Source organism: Dongia rigui (genome assembly GCF_034044635.1).
GTDB lineage: Bacteria > Pseudomonadota > Alphaproteobacteria > Dongiales > Dongiaceae > Dongia > Dongia rigui.
In genome coordinates, this window is record NZ_JAXCLX010000003.1 from 606,364 (window position 1) to 629,546 (window position 23,183).

Here is a 23,183-nt window from a genome sequence, read left to right on the forward strand (position 1 = left end):
CAGGCAACCTTGTGCAAGCGAATACCACCCGATCATGACTGGCTATTTCGTCACTGCCACCGGCACCGATATTGGCAAGACCTATGTCAGCGCTAACTTGCTGCGCCATTGGCGCCGCGAAGGCCTGGCGATCGCTGCCCTGAAGCCGGTGATGAGCGGTTTCGACCCGCGGGAGCTCGGCGCCAGCGATGCCGGCCAACTGCTGCTGGCCATGGATGCGCCGATGGACAAGGGCGGCCTCAACCTCATTTCGCCCTGGCGCTTTGCTGCCCCCCTGTCGCCCGACATGGCGGCGGCGCGCGAAGGCAAGACCGTGCCCTATGACAAGCTGGTCGAAACCTGCCGGTCTGTGGCCGGCATGATGCCGGCGGAGGGGCGCCTGATCATCGAAGGTGTCGGTGGCGTGTTCGTGCCGCTCGACGACAAGCATACCGTCATGGATTGGATGCAGGATCTGGGCATGCCGATCCTGCTTGTGGCCGGCTCCTATCTCGGTACCATCAGCCACACGCTCTCGGCCATCGCGGCGATGAAGCTGAATGATCTTGCTCCGCATGCCATCATCATCAACGAATCACCGACGAGCCCGGTGCCCGTCGCCGAGACAGTCGCGGTCCTGCAGCGCCATGCGCCCGGCCAACACATTCTGACATTGCCGCGCCATGCCGATGCGGCAGCCGTCGGCGCACTCGCCGCCCAACTATGAGCCGCATCGCCATTATCGGCGGTGGCGCCGCCGGAATCGCTGCTGCCCGATGCCTTGCCGAGCACGGGAAGGATTATGTGCTGCTCGAGGCGAAACCCTTCACTGGTGGGCGCTGCGTCACCGATCATGCAACGCTTGGCGCGCCGATCGATCTTGGCGCGCATTGGCTTCACTCGCCGGCACTCAATCCGCTGGTCGGTTACGCCGATCGATTGGGCATTCGCTACAGCCGCGCGGCGCTTGCCGGGCGCTACAGCCGCAACGGCGCCTGGCTGAATGCCAAGGAACAAGCCGCCTGTGAGACTTACGTCGAGGAATGCTTCGCCCGCATCGCCGCCTGCGACGGTGACGTCGCCATCAGCGCGCTTTTTCCCGACACCAACTCGCCCTGGCATGACGTGTTCCTGGCCGAACAGGGTGCCAAGCAGGGTGTTGCAGCGGCGACCAGTTCCAGCCGCGATTTCGCGAACTATGTCTGGGAAGGCGATGATTGCCCGGTGACGGATGGTTTCGGCACATTGCTCAGCCAACTCGCCGACGGCCTCAACATCCGCGTCGACACGCCGGTCAATCGCATTGACTGGTCCGGGCGCGATATCAAGCTTACCACCCCCGACGGCATCCTCGTCGCCCAGCGGATCATCCTCGCCACATCGACGGCCATCCTTCATGACGGCATCGAATTTGCGCCCGCCTTGCCGGATTGGAAGCGCCGCGCCATCGCCGATCTGCCCTTGGGCTCCTGCAACAAGGTGGCCCTGCGCTTTTCGCGGCCTGTCTTCGGTGATTGCCCGCCCAGCCTGATCCTGCCTTTGCGCGGTGCCCATGAGGCGGTGGAAATCGTTGTGCGTGAAAGCGACCTGGAAATCGCGACCTGCCTCTTCAACGGGCCGTTCGCCAAGGAATTGGCGGCGGCGGGTCACCCGGCGATGGCCAATTACGCGTTGGAACGCTTGAGCGAGATATTCGGCAGTGACGTGAAGCAAGCCTCCATGCCGCAGTACATCATCGCCGATTGGGATCACGACCTGCATATCCGTGGCTGCTACGCGGCCGCCCGGGTGGGCCGCGCCGATGCGCGCGCTGAATTGGCTCGCCCCATCGACGACCGGCTCTTCTTTGCCGGCGAGGCTTGTTCGACGAATTACATGGGCGACGTGCACGGCGCCTGGTTCAGCGGCATCGCCGCCGCCGAGGCAGCCTCAGCCTAGGCTGCTTCGAGGATGCGGAAGCCCTCGATTTCCTTGACGATGGGGAGCTTGGGCCAGCGCTTGCTGTCGTGAAGGATGATGAGCCGGTCGAGATCGCCGCCGATCTCGGTGTTGATCCGGTCCATCGTCTTCAGCTGTTCCCAGATGCTGCCCACCCCATTGGCGAGCGGCACATAGACGCCGTCATGGTTATGGCCCTTGATGTTGCGCCCGTCATAGACGCAATCGCCGGAGATGACGAGCCGCCCCTTACTTGTTTCCAGTATGGCGAATTGCTGGCCCATCGTGTGGCCTTGCCCAAAGCGCACATGGAGGCCCGGCAGGATATTGTCCTTATCGCCTTCGAGCAGCGTCAAGCGATGCTGCACAGAGGCGTCGAACGCGTTCCTGAGATCGTCCGGGTTGATGATGGCGGTCAGGAAACCGAATTGCGGCGGCAGCGCCATCGCCTCGATCCAGGACAGGATCTCGGCCTTCTGTACCCAGATATGGGCCTTGGGGAATTTGCCGATCGAGCCCATATGGTCGAAATGCGCATGAGAGATGACAATGTCGGTGACCATCTCCGGCTTGACGCCCAGTTCCGCCAGCATCCGCACCGGCGAAACCCAATCGGGGATGCCGAACTTGACGCCCATTTCGGCGCCGATCCCTTCCTTCATGAAGCCGGTATCGATCAGAACGATCTTGTCGCCGCGCCGCGCCATGACGAAGGAGAACGGCAGATCGACCACGCCGTCGTCATGGGCGCCACTGATCAGCCCGTCAAGCGGCTGGTCCTTCGAGCGAGCAAATTCGATGACGAAGACGTTCCAGAACTGATCGGCACCCATGGCGACCCCTTTTTAGTTTTCCGCCATCTGCCGGCCGAGGCTGGAAAGCCCCACCGCCACGATCAGGATGGCGCCCTGCAGAATATATTGCGAATAGGTCGGCGCACCGAAAATATTGAGGCCATTGAAACCGAAAGCGATGATGAGGGCGCCGACAAAGGTGCCGACGATGTGGAACTCGCCATCCCGCAACGTCGCCGAGCCTAAGAAGACGGCGGCAAAGGCGGTGAGCAGATAGGAATCGGCCGCACTCGTCGTCCCGCTGCCGAGCCGCGAGGCCAAGAGCGTGCCGGTCAAGGCCGCGCAAACGCCGGAGAGCACAAAGCCGAGGATCTTGATGCGGTCGACATTGATGCCGGCCAATCGCGCTGCCGCAGGATTGCCGCCCACGGCCTGGATCTCCTGGCCGATGGCGCTCTTCTCAACGAGCAGCCACAGCCCGCCCAATACCAGCACCATGATGACGATGTTGTTCGGGATGCCGAACAGCCAGCGGCCCAGGGACAATTGAAAGAATGCCTCCGGCACGCCGGCAACGATGGGCGCGCCGGCCGAATAGGCGAAAGACAGCCCCACCAGGATGGTGCCGACGCCGAGCGTCGCAATGACCGAATTGACCTTCGCCTTGGTGACGATGAGGCCGTTGACGACGCCGATCAGCGCACCCGCCAGCAGAATGACCGCAATTGCCGCCGGGATCGGCAAGCCGTGCCGCACGATGAGGCCGGTCACCAGCACGCCATGGAGGCTGGCGGCAAAACCGATCGAAAGATCCAGTTCGCCGACGATGACGGCGAGCGTCAGCCCGCCGGCGATGATCATGGCAAGCGACGCCTGGTTGATGACATTGGTGAAATTCCCGATGGTTGGGAAGGCCTGCGGCGACAGGATGGAGAAGGCGCCCAGCATCATCACCAGCCCGATGATGGTGGCATAGCGCGCAAAGAGGCTAAGCGCGCGCTTGGTTTCCGGCGACAGGCGGCGGTTGGCAAGGGCGGTGTCGCTCATGACTTTACTGTTCCTTCCTGTGCCACCTGCTGGCCATAGCTGGCCGCAACGATGGCATTGCGCGTGATGGCATCGCCGGCAAGTTCGCCGACGATGCGTCCTTCCGCCATCACCAGCACGCGGTCGCAGAGATCGGGGAGTTCGTCGGGTTCGGAGGAGACGACCAGTACCGCCATGCCATCCGCAGCCATACGGCGGATGAGGCGATGGATTTCACCGCGCGCGCCGATATCGACACCCCGCGTCGGCTCATCGAGAATGAGAATGCGCGGGTTGCGGCGCAGCCAGCGGCCGATCACGACCTTCTGCTGATTGCCGCCGCTCAAGGAACCCACCGGCGCGTGGATGCCGTTTGTTTTGACCGCCAATTCGGCCACCGTTGCCAGCGCCATCTGCCGGCTTTTGGCCGAACTCACCATCGGCAGCAGCGGCGAAAAGACCAGCTTGCGCAGATTGCCGAGCGACAGGTTGAAAGCGACGCTCTTGGTCAGCAGCAATCCCTCGCTGCGCCGTTCTTCCGGCACCAGACCGATGCCGGCGCGATAGGCGGCGTTGGGACTTCGCGGCGCGAATGGCGCGCCTTCCAATTGCATCGTCCCGCCATCCAGGCGATCGGCGCCGTAAATCAGATGCATGAGTTCGGAGCGCCCGGCACCGACCAGCCCGCCGATGCCGAGCACCTCGCCCCGAAAGAGATCGAACGACACGTCGTCGACCTTGGGGTATCGAACCAGATGAGAGACAGTGAGAAGTGGCGCGCCTTGCGGGCGCCGCCGCTCGATGACCGTTTCCGCCGCGGCACTATGACCGACAATGGCTTCGACCAGCACCGCCCGGTTGAGTTCATAGCGTGCGAAGTTTGCGACTGTGCGGCCGTCGCGCAAGACTGTCACCCGGTCACAAAGGCGCAAGATCTCGTCCAACCGGTGCGATACATAGAGCACCGCGACGCCGGAGCGCGACAGATCCTCGATGATCTCGAATAGTTTTTCGCACTCCGCCGCCGAGAGCGACGCCGTCGGCTCGTCCATGACGATGAAGCGCGCCTTGCGCACCAGGGCCCGGCAGATGCTGACCAGCCAGCTTTCCGCGGTCGACAATGTAGCCACCTTGGCATCAAGCGGGGCACGAATACCGATTCGGGTGGCAATCGGCGCCACGTCGCGGGCAATGGCCTTCCAGTCGACCAGGCCCGCCCAGGTTTTCTTCTCCACCCCCAGCATGATGTTCTGCAGGATGGTCATGTTGGGGACCAGCGCCACGTCCTGGTGAATGAAGCTCATCCCCAGTTCCGTGGCGACATGCGGCGTGGTGATGGCGACGGCCTTGCCGTCAAGATGAACCGTGCCGTTATCCGGCGTTACGAGGCCGGCCAGCACCTTGATCAGGGTGGATTTGCCGGCGCCATTGGCACCGACCAGCCCATGCACTTCGCCGGGTGCGATTTCCAGCGTGGCCACTTTAAGGGCCTGGGCACCGCCGAAGGATTTCGCAATGCCTTCGGCAGAGAGGAAGGGGAGCGTCACGGCTTCCTGCGATAAAGGCGAAAGATTGTTCATCGCTGGAACGCGCCGCTCCCCGCTCGATTACGCAAGGACGCCAAATTACTTGATGGCGTCAGGATGGTCTTTGATGAACTGGTCGACGCTGTCCTTGGTGACGACAACCGCCGGCACTTCGGCAGCTTTGGGCTGCCAGCCGTCGCCCGCCTTTTTGATCTCGTCCAGCATCTTCACCATGTTATAGCCCTCGGTGTAGCTGTCCTGCCAGGCGGTCGCGGTCATATGCCCGTTGCGGATGTTCTCCAGCGCCTGGGCGTTGCCGTTGATGCCATAGACCTTCACGTCGTCACGCCCCTGCGCCCGCAGCGAACCGATGGCGCCGATCGCCGGATCGTCCCAGCAGCCCCAGATCGCCAGCGGTTCGGAACCGGCCGGATGCGAGGTGAGCCAGGCATTGGCATACTGCGCACCGTCCTCGAAATAGCCGGGGATGCGGACTTCGTTCTTGGTCACCTTGATATCGGGATGTTGCGCCAAGATCTGGTCCATCACCACCTCGCGGTTCCGGCACACCTCGCCGGTCCGATAGGTAAGCGCGAGGACACTGCCCTTGCCGCTCATTTCCCTGGCCATCATCTCGACAATCGGTTCGGCCATCGGGCCGCCCGAACCATTGGTCGCGGCGACGGTCGACCCCAAACCGCCACCCCAGGTCACGACCGGGATGCCGGCGCTCTTGGCGGCATCAAGCCCCGCGCCGATCGACGAGAACGGGAACACCATGTCGATGATCACATGCGCGCCGCGCTGGGCGAAATTCTGGATGCCGGAATTGGCCTGGTCGGCGCTGCCGGCGGCATCGATGACCGAGACCTCCCAGCCGAGCTCGGCGGCGGCGGCTTCCGCACCTTTGATGTAGCGAACATTGTTCGCTTCCGTGGCGGCGATGGAAACGATCCCCACCAGCGGTTTGTCAGCGGCCGCAAGTTGCGCGCCGCCCGTCAGGGCCGCGCTGAGCACGCATAGAGCCAGTATCTTTCTCATGTCTTTTCCCTCCCACAGGAAACACGGGGCTGTGCGCCTTGATGTTTAGCGAACATGTCCTAACCGTTTCGCTAGAATTGCGCATCACCTGAGACTGATCAAGCGGATTCTATCGGTAGACTTTTAGTTTTGGCGCGTTAAATTGAGCGAAACGGTTCGCTGGACGGAAAATGGCAACGATTCGGGACGTAGCAAAGGCTGCCGGGGTATCGATCGCGACGGTTTCCGCCGTGATCAACGATTCCGCCTATGTCAGCCCGGAACTCAGGAAGCGCGTCCAGGCGGCGATCGACGAACTCAATTATGTGCCCTCGGCGGTCGCGCGCAACCTCAACCATGGGCGCAGCCAGCTCATCGCCATGGTGGTGGCCGATCTTGCCAACCCCTTCTACAGCCATCTGGTGTGCCTGGCCGAAGCGGCGGCGGCCGCCTGGGATTATTCGCTGGTGGTCTTCAACAGCGACGAAAAGCCGGAAGCGGAAAAGCGCATCATGTCGCGCATCCGCCAGCTCTCCTGCGACGGCGTCGTCCTGGTGCCCGTGGGTGAGACGGCGCAGCACCTGCAGCGCGACCACAGCGGCAAATCGATCCCGACCGTGCTGTTCGGCCGCGTCTTCGAGGACAAGAAATCGGACACGGTCACCATCGACAACGAATCCGCCGGCCGGCAGGCCACCAACTACCTGCTCGACCTCGGCCATCGCCGCATCGGCTCATTGATCGGCCCGCAGCACCTGACGACGGGGCGCGGCCGCTATGAGGGCATGATGCAGGCCTTGCAGGCGCGCGGGGTGACACCCCTGCCCCATCACATCCGCCAGGGCGAGTTCCGCGAGGAAGTGGCCTATACGATGGCGCGCGAGATGCTGCAGGCGCCGGACCGGCCGACGGCGCTTTATGTCGCCAACGGGTTGATGGCGCTGGGGCTGATGCGGGCGCTGGCCGATCTGGGATTGAAGTGCCCGGACGACATTTCCATCGCCTCGACCGACACGATCACGGGTATAAGCGGGTTGCGACCGCGTCTCACCCGTACCGAGCACCCGATCGGCGACATGGTCAATGAATCGTTCCGCATGCTGGTCGGCCGCATCACCAACAGCGCGCCGCAACAGCAGCCGCGCCATGTCATCTTCCAGCCGACCCTCGTCGTCGGCGAAACCTGCGCACCGGTGACCGGCGCGCCGGCATCGTTGGTGGGTTGAAAAAGACCCCTCACCCCAACCCCTCTCCCCAGAGGGGCGAGGGGCTTTGCGTTGAGCTCGTTCGAAACTCCCTCGCCCCGCTTGCGGGGAGAGGGCCGGGGTGAGGGGCCTTAGTAGAAATAGTTCCGGTCGTTGAGATCGGGATAAAGGCTGGCAACGAACTCGCCATAGCCGTTGAAGATCTTTGTCGGTACACGCTCGCCCGACCCCAGCACGCGTTCCGATTCCTGGCTCCAGCGTGGATGCGCAAAGGCCGGGTTCACATTGGCGTAAAAGCCGTACTCGCTGCTCTGCAAGGCCTGCCACAACCCCACCGGCTGTTCGTCGGTGAAGGTGATGCGCTGGATGGCCTTGGCGGATTTGAAGCCGTATTTCCACGGCAGCGCCAAACGGAAGGGCGCGCCGTTCTGCTTGGGCATCGCCTTGCCATAGATGCCGGTCGCCACGAAGGCGAGATCATTGGTCGCCTCGGCAAGCGTCAGGCCTTCGATATAGGGCCAGGGATAAAGCGGGTCGCTTTGCCCCGGCGCCACATCGGCATTCATGAAGGTCTCGAAGCGCAAGAATTTGGCGCCCGATTGCGGCTCCGCCATCTTCACCAAGGCGCTCAAGGGGAAGCCGCTCCACGGCACCGCCATCGACCACGCCTCGACGCAGCGATGGCGATAAAGGCGCTCTTCGAGCGGCATCGCCTTCAGCAGTGCGTCGATGTCGATGGTCTGCGGCTTGGCCACCAGCCCATCGATGGTGATGGTCCAGGGGCGGATGGGCAGGGCCTGCGCTGCATCATAGATGTCCTTGGATGTGCCGAATTCGTAGTAATTGTTATAGGTGGTGGCGTCCGCTTCGGCCGTCAGGTCGCGATCGAGCGTGTATTTGGGGTTGCGCTTGACCGGATAAAGGCCGGCACTGGGATCAGGGGTCGCATCCCCTTCGGCCGCCGCCTTCTTCTCACAAGCGAGCAAGGCGGGGGCGAACATGGCGCCGGCCGCCCCGGCCAGGAACCGGCGTCGGTTACGGAAGACGCTTTCCGGCGTCGCCAGCGATTCCTTCATTTCCCAGCCGCGAGTCTTCCGGATCCACATCTTCATCTCCGTTGAGGTGCTACGACGTGATACGTGGGCGCTGGGCGATAGATTACAGCCACAAAGGCAAGCGGCGCGGGAAAGTTTCCCCGCGCCGCCCTAACCCAATGATCTGGATGGATTACTTGCTCAACAGGGCACGCAGCATCCAGGCCGTCTTTTCGTGCACCTGCATGCGCTGGGTGAGGAGATCGGCCGTCGGCTCGTCGCCCGCCTTGTCCGCCGCCGGGAAAACCGAGCGCGCCGTCTTCACCACCGCTTCCTGGCCGATGACCAACTGGCGGATCATGTCTTCGGCGGAAGGAACGCCCTGCTCTTCCTTGATCGAAGAGAGCTTGGCATAGGCCGCATAGGTGCCGGGTGCCGGATAACCCAGGGCGCGGATACGCTCGGCGACGAGATCGACCGCCAGTGCCAGCTCCGTGTACTGCGTCTCGAACATCAGATGCAGGGTGTTGAACATCGGCCCTTCCACGTTCCAGTGGAAGTTGTGCGTCTTCAGATAGAGCGTGTAGGTGTCGGCGAGAAGGCGCGACAAGCCATCGGCGATGGCTTTGCGGTCCTTCTTTGAAAGGCCGGTATCGATGTCCATGGGTGCCACCCTTTTGATTGGTTTATTCGGCTCTAAATTTGGCCCTAAACCATGACAATCGCAAGACTTCGGTGGCAGATCCGGCGATGAATATTGCCGCAGGTGGTGATCGATCCGCTCGATCACCACCTCGGCGCAAGGGATATTACGTCAATTTCTCGCAAGCGCGGATGATGCGCGTGCAGGCATCTTTCAACGCCTCGGTCGAGGTGGCGTAAGAGATGCGGAAATGAGGGGAAAGGCCGAAGGCCGAACCCTGCACCGCCGCGACACCTTCCGATTCCAAAAGATAGGTCACGAAATCGTCGTCGGTCGCGATCTTCTTGCCCTCGGGCGTGGTCTTGCCGATGGCACCGGCGCAGGACGGATAGACGTAGAACGCCCCTTCCGGCTTGTGGCAATGCAGCCCCTTCGCCTTGTTCAGCATCTCGACCACCATGTCGCGGCGTTCCTTGAACGACACATTGTGCTTGGCGATGAAATCCTGCGGGCCATTGAGCGCTTCGACCGCGGCCGCCTGGCTGATCGAGGAGGGGTTCGAGGTGGATTGCGACTGGATCTTCGCGATCGCCTTGATGAGGTTCGTCGGACCACCGGCATAGCCGATGCGCCAGCCGGTCATGCAATAGCTCTTCGAGACGCCGTTCATGGTCAGCGTGCGGTCATAGAGCTTCGGCTCGACCTCGGCGATGGTCGCGAATTTGAAATTGTCATAGACGAGATGCTCGTACATGTCGTCGGTCAGCACCCAGACATGCGGATGGCGAAGCAGCACGTCGGCAAGGGCACGCAATTCCTGGGCGGTGTAGGCGGCACCAGTCGGGTTGCTGGGCGAATTGAGGATCAGCCACTTGGTCTTTGGCGTGATCGCAGCTTCGAGCATTTCCGGCTGCAGCTTGAACTGATGGTTCTGGCCGCATTCGACGGCGACCGGCGTTCCTTCCGCGAGATGCACGATGTCGGGATAGGAAACCCAATAGGGCGCCGGAATGATGACTTCATCGCCCGGGTTCACCGTGGCGACCAGCGCGTTATAGAGCACCTGCTTGCCGCCGGTGCCGACCGTGATCTGGTCGATCTTGTAGTCCAGATTGTTCTCGCGCTTGAACTTGGCGATGATCGCTTTCTTGAGCGCGTCGGTGCCGTCGACATTGGTGTACTTCGTGTCACCGGAATTGATCGCCTTGATCGCCGCCTGCTTGATGTTCTCCGGCGTGTCGAAATCCGGCTCGCCGGCACCCAGGCCGATGATGTCGCGGCCCTGCGCCTTCAATTCGCGCGCCTTCATGGTCACGGCGATCGTGGGCGAGGGTTTAATGCGGTCGAGGCGGTCGGCGAGGAAAGCCATGATCTGGGTCACCTGTTGAGGGGTAAAAATCGGGCCGGAAGATAGCCCCCACCCCCCTGCCAGGCAACCCAAAATGCCCCTATTTCAACGCAAAGCGGCAATGCGTCGCCGATGATGTGACGCCTCAAGCGTAGCGCCTGGCCTTGGCCACCGAAATTGTCACCATGACACTGCCGATAAGGATCCCCCACCCCACCTGCTCGCCCAGGAAAACGGCAGCCAAACCTAGGCCGATGAAAGGCTGGAAGAGCTGGATCTGGCTGACCCGGGCGGTGCCGCCCAGAACCAGGCCGCGGTACCAGAACAGAAAGCCGATAAACATCGAGAACAAGGTCACATAGCCAAGCCCGATCCAGGCCGAAACAGCGACCGTTTGCGGTGCGGCGGGCCAGGTTAGAATGAGGGCCGGCAGCGAGAGTGGCAGGCACACCACCAGCGCCCAGGAGATGACGGCCGCCGGTTTCATGTGATGGGACAATCTGGCCCCCTCGGCATAGCCGATGCCAGTGACGGCGATGGCGCCGACCATGAGGAGGTCCGCCGGCCCGAAATCACCGCCGCCCTGCAAGATCGCATAAGCGGCGACCGAGACGGCACCCACGGCCGCCCACAGCCAGAAGGGCCGCCGCGGCCTCACCGTGCCGAGCAATGCACCCACGAGGCAGGTCGCCAGCGGAATGAGGCCAACGAAGAGAATGCCATGGCTCGCCGGCACCCATTGCATGGCAAGGCCCGTGAGGACGGGAAAACCGACGACGACACAAAGGCCGACGACCACCAGCCCCAGCCAATCGCGGCCGCTGGGAAGGGGGGCGCGCTGTGCCAGAAGCCAGCCCATCCCCAGCAAGGCCGCACCCACGGCACGGGCCGAACTGACGAACCAAGGATCGAGCGCCAGAACGGCCGCCCGCGTCGCCGGCAGCGAGCCACCGAAGATGATGACGCCGATGAGGCCATAGATGAGGCCGCGCGTGGCGGGTGCGAGGCCAGCTGTGGGCCTTGGGGTGGTGAGTGCTTCCGAGCTCATGGGTATCCAATGTGCGAAACGGGCCGATGCGGGGCAGCATCCGGCAGCAGCGTCTGGCGCGACAGACACACATCCGATACAATCCATCAATCTATACCAGTACAATGACCGATACAGATGGATCTCGACCTCACCTTGGAAAGCGGTTCGCTCACCCAGCGCATTGCCGGGGCGCTCGGCAAACGCATGGCGAATGGTGCACTTGGCGCCGGTGAACGCCTGCCCTCGGTGCGGCGCCTCGCCGGGCGTCTCGGGGTCAGTCCCTTCACCGTGGTCGCCGCCTATGACCGGCTGGTGGCGGATGGGCTGGTGGTGGCGCGGGCGAAATCCGGCTTCTTCGTCGCCGGCCGCACCCAGACCCCACCTTTGTCGCTCGACCCGCTGCCCAGCGCCAAAATGGGCGTCAACCCGATCTGGATGATGCGCCGGTCGCTGACCCTTGACCCCAAGCAGCCCAAGCCCGGCTGCGGCTGGCTGCCCCAGGACTGGCTGCCGGATGCCGCCTTGCGCTCGGCCCTGCGTGCCCTGTCGCGTGCGCCGGAAGCCGGCCTTCTCGAATACGGCGTGCCGCTGGGTTTCCGCCCTTTGCGCGATCTCCTTGCCCGGCGCCTCAACGAGATCGAGGTGCCGGCGGTCCCCGAACACATCCTGCTGATGGATGGCGCCTCCCAGGCGATCGATCTCGTGTGCCGCTATCTGATCCAGCCCGATGATGCGGTGCTGGTCGACGATCCCGGCTATTTCAACTTCCACGCCGCCGTGCGGGCCCAGCGCGGGCGCCTACTGCCGGTGCCGATGACACCGCAGGGGCCGGACCTCGCCGCCATGGAGCAGCTCGCCAAGACACACCAGCCCAAGCTCTATCTGACCAATGCAGGTCTGCAGAATCCGACCGGGGCCAAGATCAGCCTTGCCGTCGCACATCGGCTTCTCGCTCTGGCGCAGCGTTACGACTTCCGCATTCTCGAGGACGACATCTTTCGCGACTTCGAGAGCCAGCCTTCCCCGCGCCTCGCCGCGCTCGACGGGCTGCAGCGCGTCATCCATATGGCAAGCTTCTCGAAGACCTTGTCGGCGGCGACGCGCATCGGCTATCTCGCCGCCGATCCAGCGACCATCGCCGATCTTGCCGATCTGAAGCTTGCCATGAGTTTCGGCAACAACGAATTGTCGGCGCAGCTGGTGCACCATCTGCTGATCGACGGCAGCTACCGCAAGCATGTGGCGGCGATAAGGGACCGCCTGGCCAAGGTCCGCTTCCAGGTCGCCCGGAAGCTGGCATCTCTCGGCTTCTCGCCCTGGCTTGGGGCGGGGGCCGATACCGGCGAGGGGCTGTTTCTGTGGCTCGCGCTACCACCGGACAAGAAAGGCCGGCAACGCCTGGCCGTCGAGACGGCGCTGGCGGCGCAGGAAGCCGGCATCGTCCTGGCGCCCGGCAATGTCTTCAGCGCCGAGGCGGTCTGGCCCCACCACCTGCGCTTCAACGTGGCCCAGAGCCAGGATTCGCGGACATTCGCCTTCCTGAAATCGTATCTTTCCTGAGACGCCGCTTTAACCGGCGGTCGAAGAAATACCCCAGGTCCGCGGTCGGGCTTGGGCAGTATTCGATGACGTTTTTCTGTCACCCTTGACCATCTATACGTCAATCCGTCACTTTGGCGGCGGGGACGACCAAAAAATCCAATACTTTCCGGAAGTAGCAATGTCAGGCCGACTGAAATTGAAGCTGCTGGTGTTCGTGATCGCCTTCCTGCTCGGCTTGGCGGCCCCCCTCATCGGTTCCAACAACCCCAACATGCTGCTGGCCTTCGGGGCCATGATCGGCATCATCATGGGCCTCGTCGCCGCCATGGCGGTGGAACGGCCCGAGCCGCTCGCCAAGCAGTTCACCCGTGCGATCGAGGAAGGCGGGCTTTCCATGGCCTACCAGCCGATCGTGACACTGGATGCCAACCACACCGTGATCGGCGCCGAACCCTTGCTGCGCTGGACGACCGAGGTGGGCGATGCGATTTCGCCCGCCGACTTCCTGCCCATGGCGAAGGCGCTGGGCTTGACCTCGACGCTCAACCAGCGCGTCATCGACATGGTCCTGAGCGATCTCAAGCCGGCACTGACGGGTGAGCGCGAGATCTGTGTGACACTCAATCTGGAACCCGACGAGTTCGCCGACCTCACCAAGCGCGAAGCGCTGGCGCGCAAGGTGACGGAGGCCGGCATCCCGCCGCACCGCATCGCCATCGAAGTGAACGAGGTGGATGCCAGCGACCGGCAGATCCGCCCCGCCGTCTGGGACATGAAGCAGCGCGGCTTCCGCATCTCGATCGATGATTTCGGCATCGGCGGCGGCGACAGCGAATATCTCTCCTCGCTCAACCCCGACATGGTGAAGCTCAACCGCCGCTTCGTCTCGCTCTCAGGGAATGGCGGCCCGGTCGCTGGCCTCGTCGCCGAACTCGTGCGTCTTGCCAAGAAATGCAACGGGCGCATTGTCATGGTCGGCATCGAGAACCCCGACGTCGCTAGGCGGGCGAGCGCTCTGGGTGCCGACCTCGGCCAGGGCTTCTACTGGCACAAGCCCATGACGGCGAAGGAATTCCTGGAAGTGCTGCGCGGGTGATGCTCGCCTGCGATACATATACTCTGGCGTTAGGATGTGACTGTTAATACTCTTTAAGATTGCTTTTGTTTTTTTAGACTCTTAAAAGTAGCAGATTAGATTGCCTTATTGCGTCTTCCTTTGGGGGATGAAACGCGATGTTAGAGCAACTCCTCAGCTACTTTCTTCCCAATGCTGGCGATGTCCGGCAGCGCGTCGCCGCCAAACCGGTCGCGATTTTTCTCGGCATTCTTATCCTCGCCGTCACGCTGACCTACGGCGCTGACACGGTCGATATCCTCGGCAACATAGCTGGGGACAGATTCAGCAAGATCGACCTGGATTGGTCATTTACCACGACCACTGTCTCGGTCACGCTCCTCGTTGTTTTTGCCATTCTCGTCTACTTGTTCTACTTCACCACTAAATGGCAGATCGCGCTTTGGTCTCGAAGCGTCTTTTCCGGATATAGATCTGTACCCGGCCAATCGAACAAAAGCGCCAGGCCGGTATTCGGGGTGGAGAACATTGAGCTGCTTGGCGGCGTGGAGGCTTTGTTCGAACAATTTGACACAAGCACCCATGCCGAAACGGACGCCAAGCTTCCCTTGCAGGAGCTCTACGAACGGCGACTCAAAGACGAGTTAAATAAGTGGCAGGAATCCCAGAGGGCTGTCGAGCGCATTGGCCGCATTTTCAGAGTCGCCAGGCCCGGGATCTGGGGTGCCGTAACGAATCTTCTTTCCTATTTGCAGCCGAACAAATTCAGCGATTTCATAGAATATCGGCGCCAGCGAAAAGATGCACGAGCCCTGGATCCGCGAGGTGCGATTTACCAGAAGACGCAAGAAGAGCAAGCCAAAGCGCTCATCGCTGCGGCCGCCGGACTGCTGCAGGAGCTTAGGCGTCTGAATGTCTATTTGCGATCACTGCGATCAAGGGAAGAGCGGAAGAAGTCGACTGAAGCCAACGATATACCTGATCAGACTTCAGACGCTCAGACTTCAAATACTCCGGCTCCAAACGGTCAGGTTTCAAATGTGCAGATTCCAGTTGAGAAGCTGACACTTCGTTGGCAAGGCGCAGAGCTCTGCCGCGATTATCTTGAGCGGCTGAACGAGATACTAAGCGACCCGAACCTCCGCGCCGACGCGGTAAAGAGCTTCGGCGAATTTCTGCACAGGGAAATGCCAGGCGGCGACTTTCTTGAGCATCTGAATTCTCTACGCCAGGAAATTGACACCGCAATTCAAGATACACCTTTTTTGCCGACGTCCCGATGCATGGATGTCAGTCGGCAATTTTCGCAATTGGGCGCGCTACTTAAGGCAACGAGCCTCGGGTCTGGCGAAAGTAAGCTCGATGAGTACCCGATTGACTATTACATCGACGCTCGACATCAGGAACCACCGGATTCCACTATTCTCGAGGCGAAAGCAGACATACTGGCGCCAGAACAGCTGAAACAAAACGAAACGGCTCGAGAAAATGTCCGGCAATCCGTCATTTCGCTCACTCTATTCACATTGTCAGCGTTCATTCTTGCTGTTGCCGGTCCCATAATCTTTCGCCCGAATAGCTGGGCGATAGCACTTTGGCCCGTCGCTGCAGGCCTATGTGCCGTGTTCGCCCATATACATTACTTGTCGGCATGCCGATCTGCCGTGCGTCTGGCGGCTATAGAAAGCTACCTGTGGCAACTGGCCATCTACCGCTCGGCTGCACCCAAGCCCTTGCTGGTGACGCGCAGGCGGCTTGGGGATCTTCAAAAGTGGCGCCTGTGGTTTGTGTTCTGGCTGATCATCTTCACTCCAAGCTGTGCTGGTGCTCTTTTGCTCAGACATGATTTTGGCACTTCTCAGACGGACGCACCTACTGCTTCCCAAACGGACGAACGATCTCCTGTCGGCCGAAGCTATCGCTACCTTTACATCAAACATCACATCATCGGGCCATTCAAAGTGACTGCCGACAATGTCGGCAATGTCGTCGGCTGGAAGGTTGCTTGGCTAAAAAATCCTCCCGAGGTGCGCAGCAAGGACAGTCTGATCGGCACGACTATTGTCGGCGAGTGCGGCAAAAATAGTAGAGTTGCATCGCCAGTTTCCTGGTCGGAATGGCAAAAAACAGTGGGGCTGATCGACAACAAAAACACCTGTTCACCCGTCATCGATTTTCCAGTCGTCAATGACGCCAAGCTCGGAACGGGAGGACCGGTGCCAGTTTCAGTATTCATTGACCGACCTGTTCTGCTCTCCGCTTCTACGTTGGCGGAAACACGCGAGGAAGGTGCGACGACAAACCCGGACCAGCCGACGCTGGAAGTACCATCACCGCAAATCAAGTTTGTAGGCCCAACAACGCCCGCAGAATTGACTGTGAAGGTTGATCATGGCTCGTGTGGACAGGCATGCCCGACCGGTACGTCTGGTGCCGCTGCAGCACCTATGGAGACAAATATCTGGCTGCCTCGTCGCGGCGCAAAGGCCATTTCACTTTGGTTCAAGGTCAATTGCCCGCAACGCGAGGAGGCCACGAAGAAGGCTGCAAGTTCCAGTCACTGTGCGGACGAGAAAAAGCCTTTTAATGAAGAATTGAACCGCACGATGCACAGCTCGGCGGATGATCTGGCACAGTTCGTAAAGGCCAATGCAGGCGCTAGTTTTGTTGTCATTGGTTACACCGACGATCTGGGCAGCCGGCTTTACAACAAGATGCTGTCTCAAGAGCGTGCCAATTTTGTTATCGATCTCATGCGCGCTCAGAACACCGGTCAGTTGGAAATCGACAGCTTTGCCGTGGGCAGCGACTTTCCCTGGATCAGACAGGACTCACCGACCGAGTTTCAGTCGCTCAATCGACGGGTCGATATCCTAGCGCTTCCGCGAAATCCCCCGACGAAGTAGGCCACGATCGAGGCGGCGCGGGCCGGCGAGGCCGGCAAGGGTTTTGCCGTGGTGGCGTCGGAAGTGAAAAGCCTCGCCGTGCAGACCTCGAAGGCGACCGAAGAGATTTCCGGCCAGGTCGGCGCCATTCAGGGGGCAACCGGCGGTGTCGTCTCCGCGATCCATGAATTCGGCAGCACGATCGACACCATCAACGATGTCACCAGTGCGATTTCCGCGGCGGTCGAGGAGCAGAACGCGGCAACGCAGGAAGTCGCCCGCAACATCGACCAGGTGACGCAGGCGTCCAACGAAAGCGGCGCCGATGCCGCCAAGGTCCTGACCGCCGCCAACGAGCTGGCCGAAAACGCCCGGATATTGTCGGACGCTGTCGACAATTTCCTGAAGCAGATTAGGGCGATGTAGCGACCTTCACGAAAAATAAACCATCCTCCGGGATCATGGCGGCGATCGCGGCCCCTTCGGGCCGCTGCTACGGATGGCAACACCTTGATGCCCGATACCGGCCACCCGAAGCCCCAGCGGCCACGCAAGCCCGGGGTGAAGAATATCAGCCTGGCGCTGCAGGGCGGCGGGTCGCATGGCGCCTTCACCTGGGGCGTCATGCATCGCCTCATCAGCGAGCCGCGCTTTTATATCGACGGCCTCTCCGGCACCAGCGCCGGCGGCATGAATGCCGCGGTCTTTGCCGACGGATTCTTGAAAGGCAAGCGCCAGGGTGCCATCGACGCACTGCAGGCCTTCTGGATGGGTGTGTCGGAGCTCAATCCCCTGCCGCGCGCGATCCCCCGTGGCATTCCCGGCATCTCCGAAGGCTGGGATGTGGACCGTGACCCGACCTTCATGTGGCTCGATTATGCGACAAGGCTTTTGGCGCCACGCCAGATGAATCCGTTGAAAGTCGATCCACTCGGCAATCTGCTGCGCGAGCTGGTCGATTTCGAAAATCTGCGGGCGCACCCGGAAGTGAAGATGTTCGTCACCGCGTCCAACGTGCGCACCTGCCGCTCGCGCATCTTCCGCACGCCGGAGATTTCGGCCGAGGCCTTGATGGCGTCCGCCTGCCTGCCGCTGCTGTTCGAGGCGGTCGAGGTCGAGGGCGAGTTCTATTGGGATGGCGGCTATCTCGGCAACCCGGCGATCCATCCCCTGATCCACGAATGCGACAGTTCCGATGTCGTCATCGTGCAGATCAACCCGATGAACCGCCCCGATGTGCCCGTCAGCGCCCGCGACATCCTCAACCGCATCAATGAGATGACCTTCAACGCCAGTCTGGTGCGCGAGATGGAGGGCTTTGCCACCATCACGCGGCTCATCGAAAGCGGCGAGCTGCACAACGACCGCTACACCGCCGTGCGCTTCCATGAGATCAGCGCAGAGGTGGAACTGGCCGAGATGGGCTCCCTGAGCAAGATGAACACCGAGCGGGCGTTCCTCGAGCACCTGCACCAGCTCGGCTATGAAACCGCCGACAAATGGGTCACGACGAATTTCGACCGCATCGGCTGGGAAAGCACGATGGATCTCACCGCCAAGTTTGGCTGAGGTCCATCCTTTTTCCGCGTCATGCCCGGGCTTGACCCGGGCACCCACTCTCCCAACTGCACCAGTGGATCCCCGGTCCCGCCGACGCATGTCGGCATGCGCCGACAGGGCCCGGGGATGACGTCAACAAAAGTTCAAGCCCCTCACCCCTTCGCCCGCGTCTTCTTCTTCCTGGCCCACATGTTGAGGAACTCGACCAGCGCCGAGAAGGCGATGGCGAAGTAGAGATAGGCCTTCGGGATGTGGAAGTGCAGGCCCTCGCCCAGGAGCGCCATGCCGATGAGCAGCAGGAAGGAAAGACACAGCATCTTCACGGTGGGATGCTCGTCGACGAATCGACCAACCGCACCGGCGGCCAAAATCATGACGATCATCGCGGCGACGACGGCCGCCACCATGACGGAGAGATGATCCGCCATGCCGACCGCGGTGATGACGCTGTCCAGCGAGAAGACGATATCGAGGATGGCGATCTGCACGATGGCGGCGGCAAGGCTCATATATTTGCCGCTCTTGGTCGCTTCGCTGCCGCCTTCGACATGATGGTGAATTTCGGTCGTCGCCTTGGCGAGCAGGAACAGGCCGCCGCCCAGCAGGATGACGTCACGCCAGGAGAGGTCGAAGACATGCTCCGGCCCGAACCAGTCAATGCTGAAGATCGGCGTGGTGAGGCCCGCCACCCAGGCGATGGAAGCAAGCAGCAGCAATCGGGTGCCCAAGGCCAGCAACAGGCCGACGCGGCGCGCCAGCATCTGCTTTTCCGGGGCGCAGCGGCTGGCGACAATCTGGACGAACAGCAGATTATCGATGCCGAGCACGATCTCAAGCGCGGCCAAGGTGAGGAAACTCAAGATCACATTCGGATCGGTAAGCAATTCGAGCATCGCCTGCATCGCCCCTAATTTATTGAATTAATTTGCTATTCCCCCGGGTGGCCGTGCCTGGCTGAACAAAGCCAGACGCACTGCCGCATGTGGGGCCACAGATAAGGAGCCGCTCCGAAAAGTCAATGCGGGCAGGAATCTATCAGTGACGCGCTGACAGCCTCAGTCAACCGGCGTATGCTTTCTTGGTTGCTTTTTCATGTCACTTATCGAGCTTGGGTCGCGATTGCATCAGCTGCGGCGCCCGCAAGGACCTCGAAGTCATGACGCGAACGTGCCCCTCGCTCTATCATCCGAGGAGGCGTGACCATGGCAGAATCCATCCGCAACCCGCTGGAATGGGGCTGGGACCAAATCCGACACGGTGCCCATGCGATCGAAGCGCTGAGCGAATCCGCCAACCGGCCCCATGAAGAGGTGACGGCACCACCGCATGTGCGGTCGATTGAAATCGGCGATTTCCGCGAAATCTTCCAGCGCGCCTGGAGCGATTTTGGCGCCTATCGCACCGATGTCTTCTTCTTGGTCGTCGTCTATCCCATCATCGGCATCGTCATGGCGCGCATGGCCTTCGGCTATGACATGCTGCCACTGCTCTTTCCCATGGCCTCCGGTTTTGCCCTCATCGGTCCCTTTGCGGGCCTGAGCCTCTATGAAATGAGCCGACGCCGCGAGCTGGGCGAAGAGGTCAGCTGGCGCAATGCCTTTGGCGTGCTGGACTCACCCGCCATCGGCTCGGTCCTGCTGCTGGGCCTCGTCCTCTGCGCCGTCTTCGTCTGCTGGATGGCCACGGCCTGGGCGCTCTACACCACCATCATGGGGCCGGAAACGCCCCTCAACATGACGCAGTTCATCGACAGCGTGTTCAGGACACAACAGGGCTGGGCTTTGATCGTGGTGGGCTGCGGCGTCGGCTTCCTCTACGCCTGCCTCGCCTTGGCGGTCAGCGTCGTCTCGTTCCCGCTGCTGCTCGACCGCGATGTGGGATTGGGGATGGCGATCCAGACCTCGTTCCGGGCGGTCGCACAGAATCCGCTGCCGATGGCCGCCTGGGGCATCATCGTCGCCGCGCTGCTGGTCCTCGGCTCGCTGCCCTTCTTCGCCGGATTGATTGTGGTGATGCCGGTGCTGGGTCATGCCACCTGGCATCTCTATCGCCGCGTGGTGCGGCCGCGCCTCTAGGCTAATTCAAGCCTTCTCCTCGGCGATCGCGGCGCGCGCGGTTTCGACCGCCGCGTCGCGGTCGGCGGCGAAGCGTACCATTGGCCGCTTCACGCCGAAGGATTTCAACGTATGACGCACGGACGCATCAGCCGCCGAGATGACGATATGGGCACCGCGCTTATGCGCCTTCTTGAGAAACGCCTCGATGGTGGCGGCGGCGGTTGAATCGAGAATGGGGACGGCCGCGAAATCGACGATGACCGCCTTGGGCTGCGCGCCGATGCGGTCGAAGGCGGCGCCCACACTGGCCGCGGCGCCGAAGAAGAAGGCCCCGGAAATGCGACAGATGAGGATATCGCGGTCCAGCCCCTCGTAACGCTCGCGCGTGCCACTCGCATCATCCGCCTGATCCTCGGCAAAGAGCGGCCTACTATGCGTCTCGACCGCCACCGCCTGGGACATCCGGTGCAGCATCAGCAGCGCCGAGAGGCAGAAGCCGGTGAGGATGCCGTTGATGAGATCGCTGAAGATGGTGACGAGGAAGGTCGACATCAGCACCAGCGCATCGGCGCGCGAGGCTTTCAGCAACGCCGCAAAGGCGTGTTTCTCCGCCATGTTCCAGGCAACGGTCGCGAGCACACCCGCGAGGGCTGCGAGCGGGATGAAGGATGCCAAGGGGGCTGCCACCAGCATGAAGACAAGGAGGAACCCCGCATGCAGCATGCCGGAGATCGGTCCCCGCGCGCCGGCGCGCACATTGGTGGCAGTGCGCGCGATGGTACCGGTGACGCAGATGCCGCCGAAAAGGGCCGAGGCGATGTTGGCCACCCCTTGCGCCACCAATTCGCAATTCGACCGATGCCGCCGTCCCGTCATGCTGTCGGCAACGACGGCGGAGAGCAGGCTTTCGATGCTGCCGAGGAGGGCAAAGGACAGTGCCGCCGGCAGCATTTCGACGATGCGGTCATAGCTGATCGGCGGCAAGGCTGGCAGCGGCAAGGTGCTGGGGATACCGCCAAAGCGCGTGCCGATGGTCTCGACCGGCAGACCCAGCAGGGCCGCACCCACCGACGCGGCACCCACGGCGATGAGGAGGCCCGGCCAATTGGGGCGGTAGCGGCGCAAGCCGACGATGAGGATGATGGTGAGGAGCGCCAGCGCGAAAGCGGCGACATTGAAACTCGGCGCAGCAGCGATGAGCGCCGGCACCTTCTCGATCAACTCGCCAGGTTCCTTGCCCTGGAGCGTCAGGCCGAAGAGATCCTTCACCTGGCTTGCAAAGATGATGACGGCGATGCCGGCCGTGAAGCCGATCGTCACCGGATAGGGGATGTATTTGACGAAGGTGCCGAGCCTCAGCAACCCCACCGCGAGCAGGATGATGCCCGACATCAGGACGGCGAGCAGCAGCCCGTCGACGCCATGCACGGTTACCGTCGCCGCCACCAGCACGATGAAGGCACCGGCAGGCCCGCCGATCTGGAACCGGCTGCCGCCCATTGCCGAAATAATGAACCCGCCGACGATGGCGGTATAGAGACCACGATCCGGCGTGACGCCGGAGGCGACCGCGATGGCCATGGAGAGCGGCAGGGCGACAATGGCCACGGTCAGCCCGGCAATGACATCGGCGCGGAAATCGGCGGCGCGGTAACCTTCGCGCAGGACCGTCACCAGCTTCGGGGTGAAAAGCTCGACGAAACTGGGCTGATGCACGGTGTTCACAGCGGCGCCTGACCGGATTGCCAGTGGATGACTGTATTACAGTTAGTCGGTGTTGAAACTGGAAGTCAAGCGAATGGGTGTGGCGCCGCAGCGGTATCAATCGTCGTGCCGGTCACGCGCGTTCATGGTCTTGCGCCATTTGGCGCGCAGCACCGCCGGGCGTTCGGGGAAGCGCTCCTCCAGCACCTCGACCGCCTGGATGCGGTCGGTGCGGAAATGGCGGAAATCGGTGCGCAACTCGCACCAGGCAACCAGCAGCCTGACCGCTTCGAGATAACCGATGGTGATGGGCCAGACGCAGCGGGCCGAGGGGCGCGCCTGCTCGTCGCGATAATCGATCCGGAGCTTGCGGCCGCTATGGATCGCGGCACGGATCGCTGTCACATCAACGATATCTTCGGGCAGGGCCTTGCGCTGTGTGGCGAGGCTCGCCGGCTCCAGCACGATGGGGCGGAGGCGTTCGGGTACGGCAGCGGCGATCTTGGCGATCAGGTCCTGCGCGGCACGGGCAAGCCCCGCATCGCCGCGCACCTGCACCAGCTGCGCCCCCAGCACCGCGGCCTCGATCTCGTCGGCGGTCAGCATCAAGGGCGGCATGTCGTAGCCCCCTTCCAGCACATAGCCCACCCCAGCTTCGCCGCGGATGGGCACGCGCTGGGCCATCAGGGTCGCGATATCGCGGTAGATCGAACGCTTTGAGGTCTCCAGTTCCAGCGCGATCGCGTCGGCGGTCAGCGGTTTCCGGTGGCGGCGCAGGATCTGGATGATCTGGAACAGCCGGTCGGCGCGGCGCATG

Annotated in this window: 20 protein-coding genes; 9 read left to right on the plus strand and 11 right to left on the minus strand. The window is 62.0% G+C overall.

What is annotated here, in order from left to right:
- The first annotated feature begins 34 nt into the window (after window positions 1-34).
- Window positions 35-706 (plus strand): dethiobiotin synthase, encoded by a 672-nt coding sequence (gene bioD / locus SMD31_RS18335; protein WP_320502377.1) that lies wholly within the window; start codon window positions 35-37, stop codon window positions 704-706.
- Window positions 703-1,917, plus strand: coding sequence for a flavin monoamine oxidase family protein (locus SMD31_RS18340; protein ID WP_320502378.1), 1,215 nt, complete (start codon window positions 703-705; stop codon window positions 1,915-1,917). The genes bioD and SMD31_RS18340 overlap by 4 nt, the downstream gene beginning before the upstream one ends.
- Here SMD31_RS18340 and SMD31_RS18345 read toward each other — a convergent pair.
- The 4 genes from SMD31_RS18345 to SMD31_RS18360 are packed head-to-tail and all read right to left on the minus strand — an operon-like array spanning window position 1,914 to window position 6,304.
- Window positions 1,914-2,750 carry an N-acyl homoserine lactonase family protein gene (locus SMD31_RS18345; protein WP_320502379.1) on the minus strand — a complete coding sequence of 279 codons (837 nt, stop codon included), beginning with the start codon at window positions 2,748-2,750 and terminating at the stop codon, window positions 1,914-1,916. The two genes, SMD31_RS18340 and SMD31_RS18345, sit on opposite strands and share 4 nt — an antisense overlap.
- 12 nt (window positions 2,751-2,762) lie before the next feature.
- The gene (locus tag SMD31_RS18350; RefSeq protein WP_320502380.1) at window positions 2,763-3,758 is read right to left on the minus strand and encodes an ABC transporter permease; all 996 of its coding nucleotides are present in this window, start codon (window positions 3,756-3,758) and stop codon (window positions 2,763-2,765) included.
- Window positions 3,755-5,317, minus strand: a complete 1,563-nt coding sequence (locus SMD31_RS18355) for a sugar ABC transporter ATP-binding protein (RefSeq protein WP_320502381.1) — start codon at window positions 5,315-5,317, stop codon at window positions 3,755-3,757. The genes SMD31_RS18350 and SMD31_RS18355 overlap by 4 nt, the downstream gene beginning before the upstream one ends.
- Before the next feature lie 45 nt (window positions 5,318-5,362).
- Window positions 5,363-6,304, minus strand: coding sequence for a sugar ABC transporter substrate-binding protein (locus SMD31_RS18360; protein ID WP_320502382.1), 942 nt, complete (start codon window positions 6,302-6,304; stop codon window positions 5,363-5,365).
- Window positions 6,305-6,474: 170 nt separating this feature from the next.
- On the opposite strand from SMD31_RS18360, the gene SMD31_RS18365 reads away from it, so the two are divergent.
- Window positions 6,475-7,509 carry a LacI family DNA-binding transcriptional regulator gene (locus SMD31_RS18365; RefSeq protein WP_320502383.1) on the plus strand — a complete coding sequence of 345 codons (1,035 nt, stop codon included), beginning with the start codon at window positions 6,475-6,477 and terminating at the stop codon, window positions 7,507-7,509.
- Window positions 7,510-7,619: 110 nt separating this feature from the next.
- On the opposite strand, the gene msrP is transcribed toward SMD31_RS18365, so the two are convergent.
- The 4 genes from msrP to SMD31_RS18385 form a co-directional block, all read right to left on the minus strand.
- A complete protein-coding gene (msrP, locus tag SMD31_RS18370; RefSeq protein WP_320502384.1) occupies window positions 7,620-8,594 on the minus strand; it encodes a protein-methionine-sulfoxide reductase catalytic subunit MsrP in 975 nt (324 codons plus the stop codon).
- A 121-nt stretch (window positions 8,595-8,715) separates the two neighbouring features.
- On the minus strand, window positions 8,716-9,186 hold the full coding sequence (locus SMD31_RS18375; protein ID WP_320502385.1) for a Dps family protein: 471 nt from the start codon (window positions 9,184-9,186) through the stop codon (window positions 8,716-8,718).
- Between the two features lie 145 nt (window positions 9,187-9,331).
- On the minus strand, window positions 9,332-10,534 hold the full coding sequence (locus SMD31_RS18380) for a pyridoxal phosphate-dependent aminotransferase (protein ID WP_320502386.1): 1,203 nt from the start codon (window positions 10,532-10,534) through the stop codon (window positions 9,332-9,334).
- Between the two features lie 124 nt (window positions 10,535-10,658).
- Window positions 10,659-11,561 (minus strand): DMT family transporter, encoded by a 903-nt coding sequence (locus SMD31_RS18385; RefSeq protein ID WP_320502387.1) that lies wholly within the window; start codon window positions 11,559-11,561, stop codon window positions 10,659-10,661.
- Window positions 11,562-11,678: 117 nt separating this feature from the next.
- Here SMD31_RS18385 and SMD31_RS18390 point away from each other — a divergent pair, with 117 nt between their 5' ends.
- The 5 genes from SMD31_RS18390 to SMD31_RS18410 all read left to right on the plus strand — a co-directional run bounded on the left by SMD31_RS18390 (window position 11,679) and on the right by SMD31_RS18410 (window position 18,614).
- Window positions 11,679-13,103: an aminotransferase-like domain-containing protein gene (locus tag SMD31_RS18390; RefSeq protein ID WP_320502388.1), complete on the plus strand. Its 1,425-nt coding sequence runs from the start codon at window positions 11,679-11,681 to the stop codon at window positions 13,101-13,103.
- Between the two features lie 160 nt (window positions 13,104-13,263).
- A complete protein-coding gene (locus SMD31_RS18395; protein ID WP_320502389.1) occupies window positions 13,264-14,181 on the plus strand; it encodes an EAL domain-containing protein in 918 nt (305 codons plus the stop codon).
- Between the two features lie 137 nt (window positions 14,182-14,318).
- Window positions 14,319-17,066, plus strand: a complete 2,748-nt coding sequence (locus SMD31_RS18400; protein WP_320502390.1) for an OmpA family protein — start codon at window positions 14,319-14,321, stop codon at window positions 17,064-17,066.
- Window positions 17,067-17,072: 6 nt separating this feature from the next.
- A complete protein-coding gene (locus tag SMD31_RS18405; protein ID WP_320502485.1) occupies window positions 17,073-17,471 on the plus strand; it encodes a methyl-accepting chemotaxis protein in 399 nt (132 codons plus the stop codon).
- 87 nt (window positions 17,472-17,558) lie between these two features.
- Window positions 17,559-18,614, plus strand: a complete 1,056-nt coding sequence (locus SMD31_RS18410) for a patatin-like phospholipase family protein (protein WP_320502391.1) — start codon at window positions 17,559-17,561, stop codon at window positions 18,612-18,614.
- A 143-nt stretch (window positions 18,615-18,757) separates the two neighbouring features.
- On the opposite strand, the gene SMD31_RS18415 is transcribed toward SMD31_RS18410, so the two are convergent.
- Window positions 18,758-19,498, minus strand: coding sequence for a TerC family protein (locus SMD31_RS18415; RefSeq protein WP_320502392.1), 741 nt, complete (start codon window positions 19,496-19,498; stop codon window positions 18,758-18,760).
- 309 nt (window positions 19,499-19,807) lie between these two features.
- On the opposite strand from SMD31_RS18415, the gene SMD31_RS18420 reads away from it, so the two are divergent.
- A complete protein-coding gene (locus SMD31_RS18420) occupies window positions 19,808-20,680 on the plus strand; it encodes a DUF2189 domain-containing protein (RefSeq protein WP_320502393.1) in 873 nt (290 codons plus the stop codon).
- A gap of 6 nt (window positions 20,681-20,686) precedes the next feature.
- Here the strand turns inward: SMD31_RS18420 and SMD31_RS18425 are convergent, their stop codons facing one another.
- Window positions 20,687-22,387: a SulP family inorganic anion transporter gene (locus SMD31_RS18425; RefSeq protein WP_320502394.1), complete on the minus strand. Its 1,701-nt coding sequence runs from the start codon at window positions 22,385-22,387 to the stop codon at window positions 20,687-20,689.
- A gap of 96 nt (window positions 22,388-22,483) precedes the next feature.
- The gene (locus SMD31_RS18430; RefSeq protein ID WP_320502395.1) at window positions 22,484-23,182 is read right to left on the minus strand and encodes a helix-turn-helix transcriptional regulator; all 699 of its coding nucleotides are present in this window, start codon (window positions 23,180-23,182) and stop codon (window positions 22,484-22,486) included.
- Window position 23,183: the final 1 nt, after the last annotated feature.

Coding starts and splice junctions, on each gene's coding strand:
- bioD (WP_320502377.1), top strand. CDS start 35: ATGACTGGCTATTTCGTCACTGCCACCGGCACCGATATTGGCAAGACC.
- SMD31_RS18340 (WP_320502378.1), top strand. CDS start 703: ATGAGCCGCATCGCCATTATCGGCGGTGGCGCCGCCGGAATCGCTGCT.
- SMD31_RS18345 (WP_320502379.1), bottom strand. CDS start 2,750: ATGGGTGCCGATCAGTTCTGGAACGTCTTCGTCATCGAATTTGCTCGC.
- SMD31_RS18350 (WP_320502380.1), bottom strand. CDS start 3,758: ATGAGCGACACCGCCCTTGCCAACCGCCGCCTGTCGCCGGAAACCAAG.
- SMD31_RS18355 (WP_320502381.1), bottom strand. CDS start 5,317: ATGAACAATCTTTCGCCTTTATCGCAGGAAGCCGTGACGCTCCCCTTC.
- SMD31_RS18360 (WP_320502382.1), bottom strand. CDS start 6,304: ATGAGAAAGATACTGGCTCTATGCGTGCTCAGCGCGGCCCTGACGGGC.
- SMD31_RS18365 (WP_320502383.1), top strand. CDS start 6,475: ATGGCAACGATTCGGGACGTAGCAAAGGCTGCCGGGGTATCGATCGCG.
- msrP (WP_320502384.1), bottom strand. CDS start 8,594: ATGTGGATCCGGAAGACTCGCGGCTGGGAAATGAAGGAATCGCTGGCG.
- SMD31_RS18375 (WP_320502385.1), bottom strand. CDS start 9,186: ATGGACATCGATACCGGCCTTTCAAAGAAGGACCGCAAAGCCATCGCC.
- SMD31_RS18380 (WP_320502386.1), bottom strand. CDS start 10,534: ATGGCTTTCCTCGCCGACCGCCTCGACCGCATTAAACCCTCGCCCACG.
- SMD31_RS18385 (WP_320502387.1), bottom strand. CDS start 11,561: ATGAGCTCGGAAGCACTCACCACCCCAAGGCCCACAGCTGGCCTCGCA.
- SMD31_RS18390 (WP_320502388.1), top strand. CDS start 11,679: ATGGATCTCGACCTCACCTTGGAAAGCGGTTCGCTCACCCAGCGCATT.
- SMD31_RS18395 (WP_320502389.1), top strand. CDS start 13,264: ATGTCAGGCCGACTGAAATTGAAGCTGCTGGTGTTCGTGATCGCCTTC.
- SMD31_RS18400 (WP_320502390.1), top strand. CDS start 14,319: ATGTTAGAGCAACTCCTCAGCTACTTTCTTCCCAATGCTGGCGATGTC.
- SMD31_RS18410 (WP_320502391.1), top strand. CDS start 17,559: ATGCCCGATACCGGCCACCCGAAGCCCCAGCGGCCACGCAAGCCCGGG.
- SMD31_RS18415 (WP_320502392.1), bottom strand. CDS start 19,498: ATGCTCGAATTGCTTACCGATCCGAATGTGATCTTGAGTTTCCTCACC.
- SMD31_RS18420 (WP_320502393.1), top strand. CDS start 19,808: ATGGCAGAATCCATCCGCAACCCGCTGGAATGGGGCTGGGACCAAATC.
- SMD31_RS18430 (WP_320502395.1), bottom strand. CDS start 23,182: ATGCGCCGCGCCGACCGGCTGTTCCAGATCATCCAGATCCTGCGCCGC.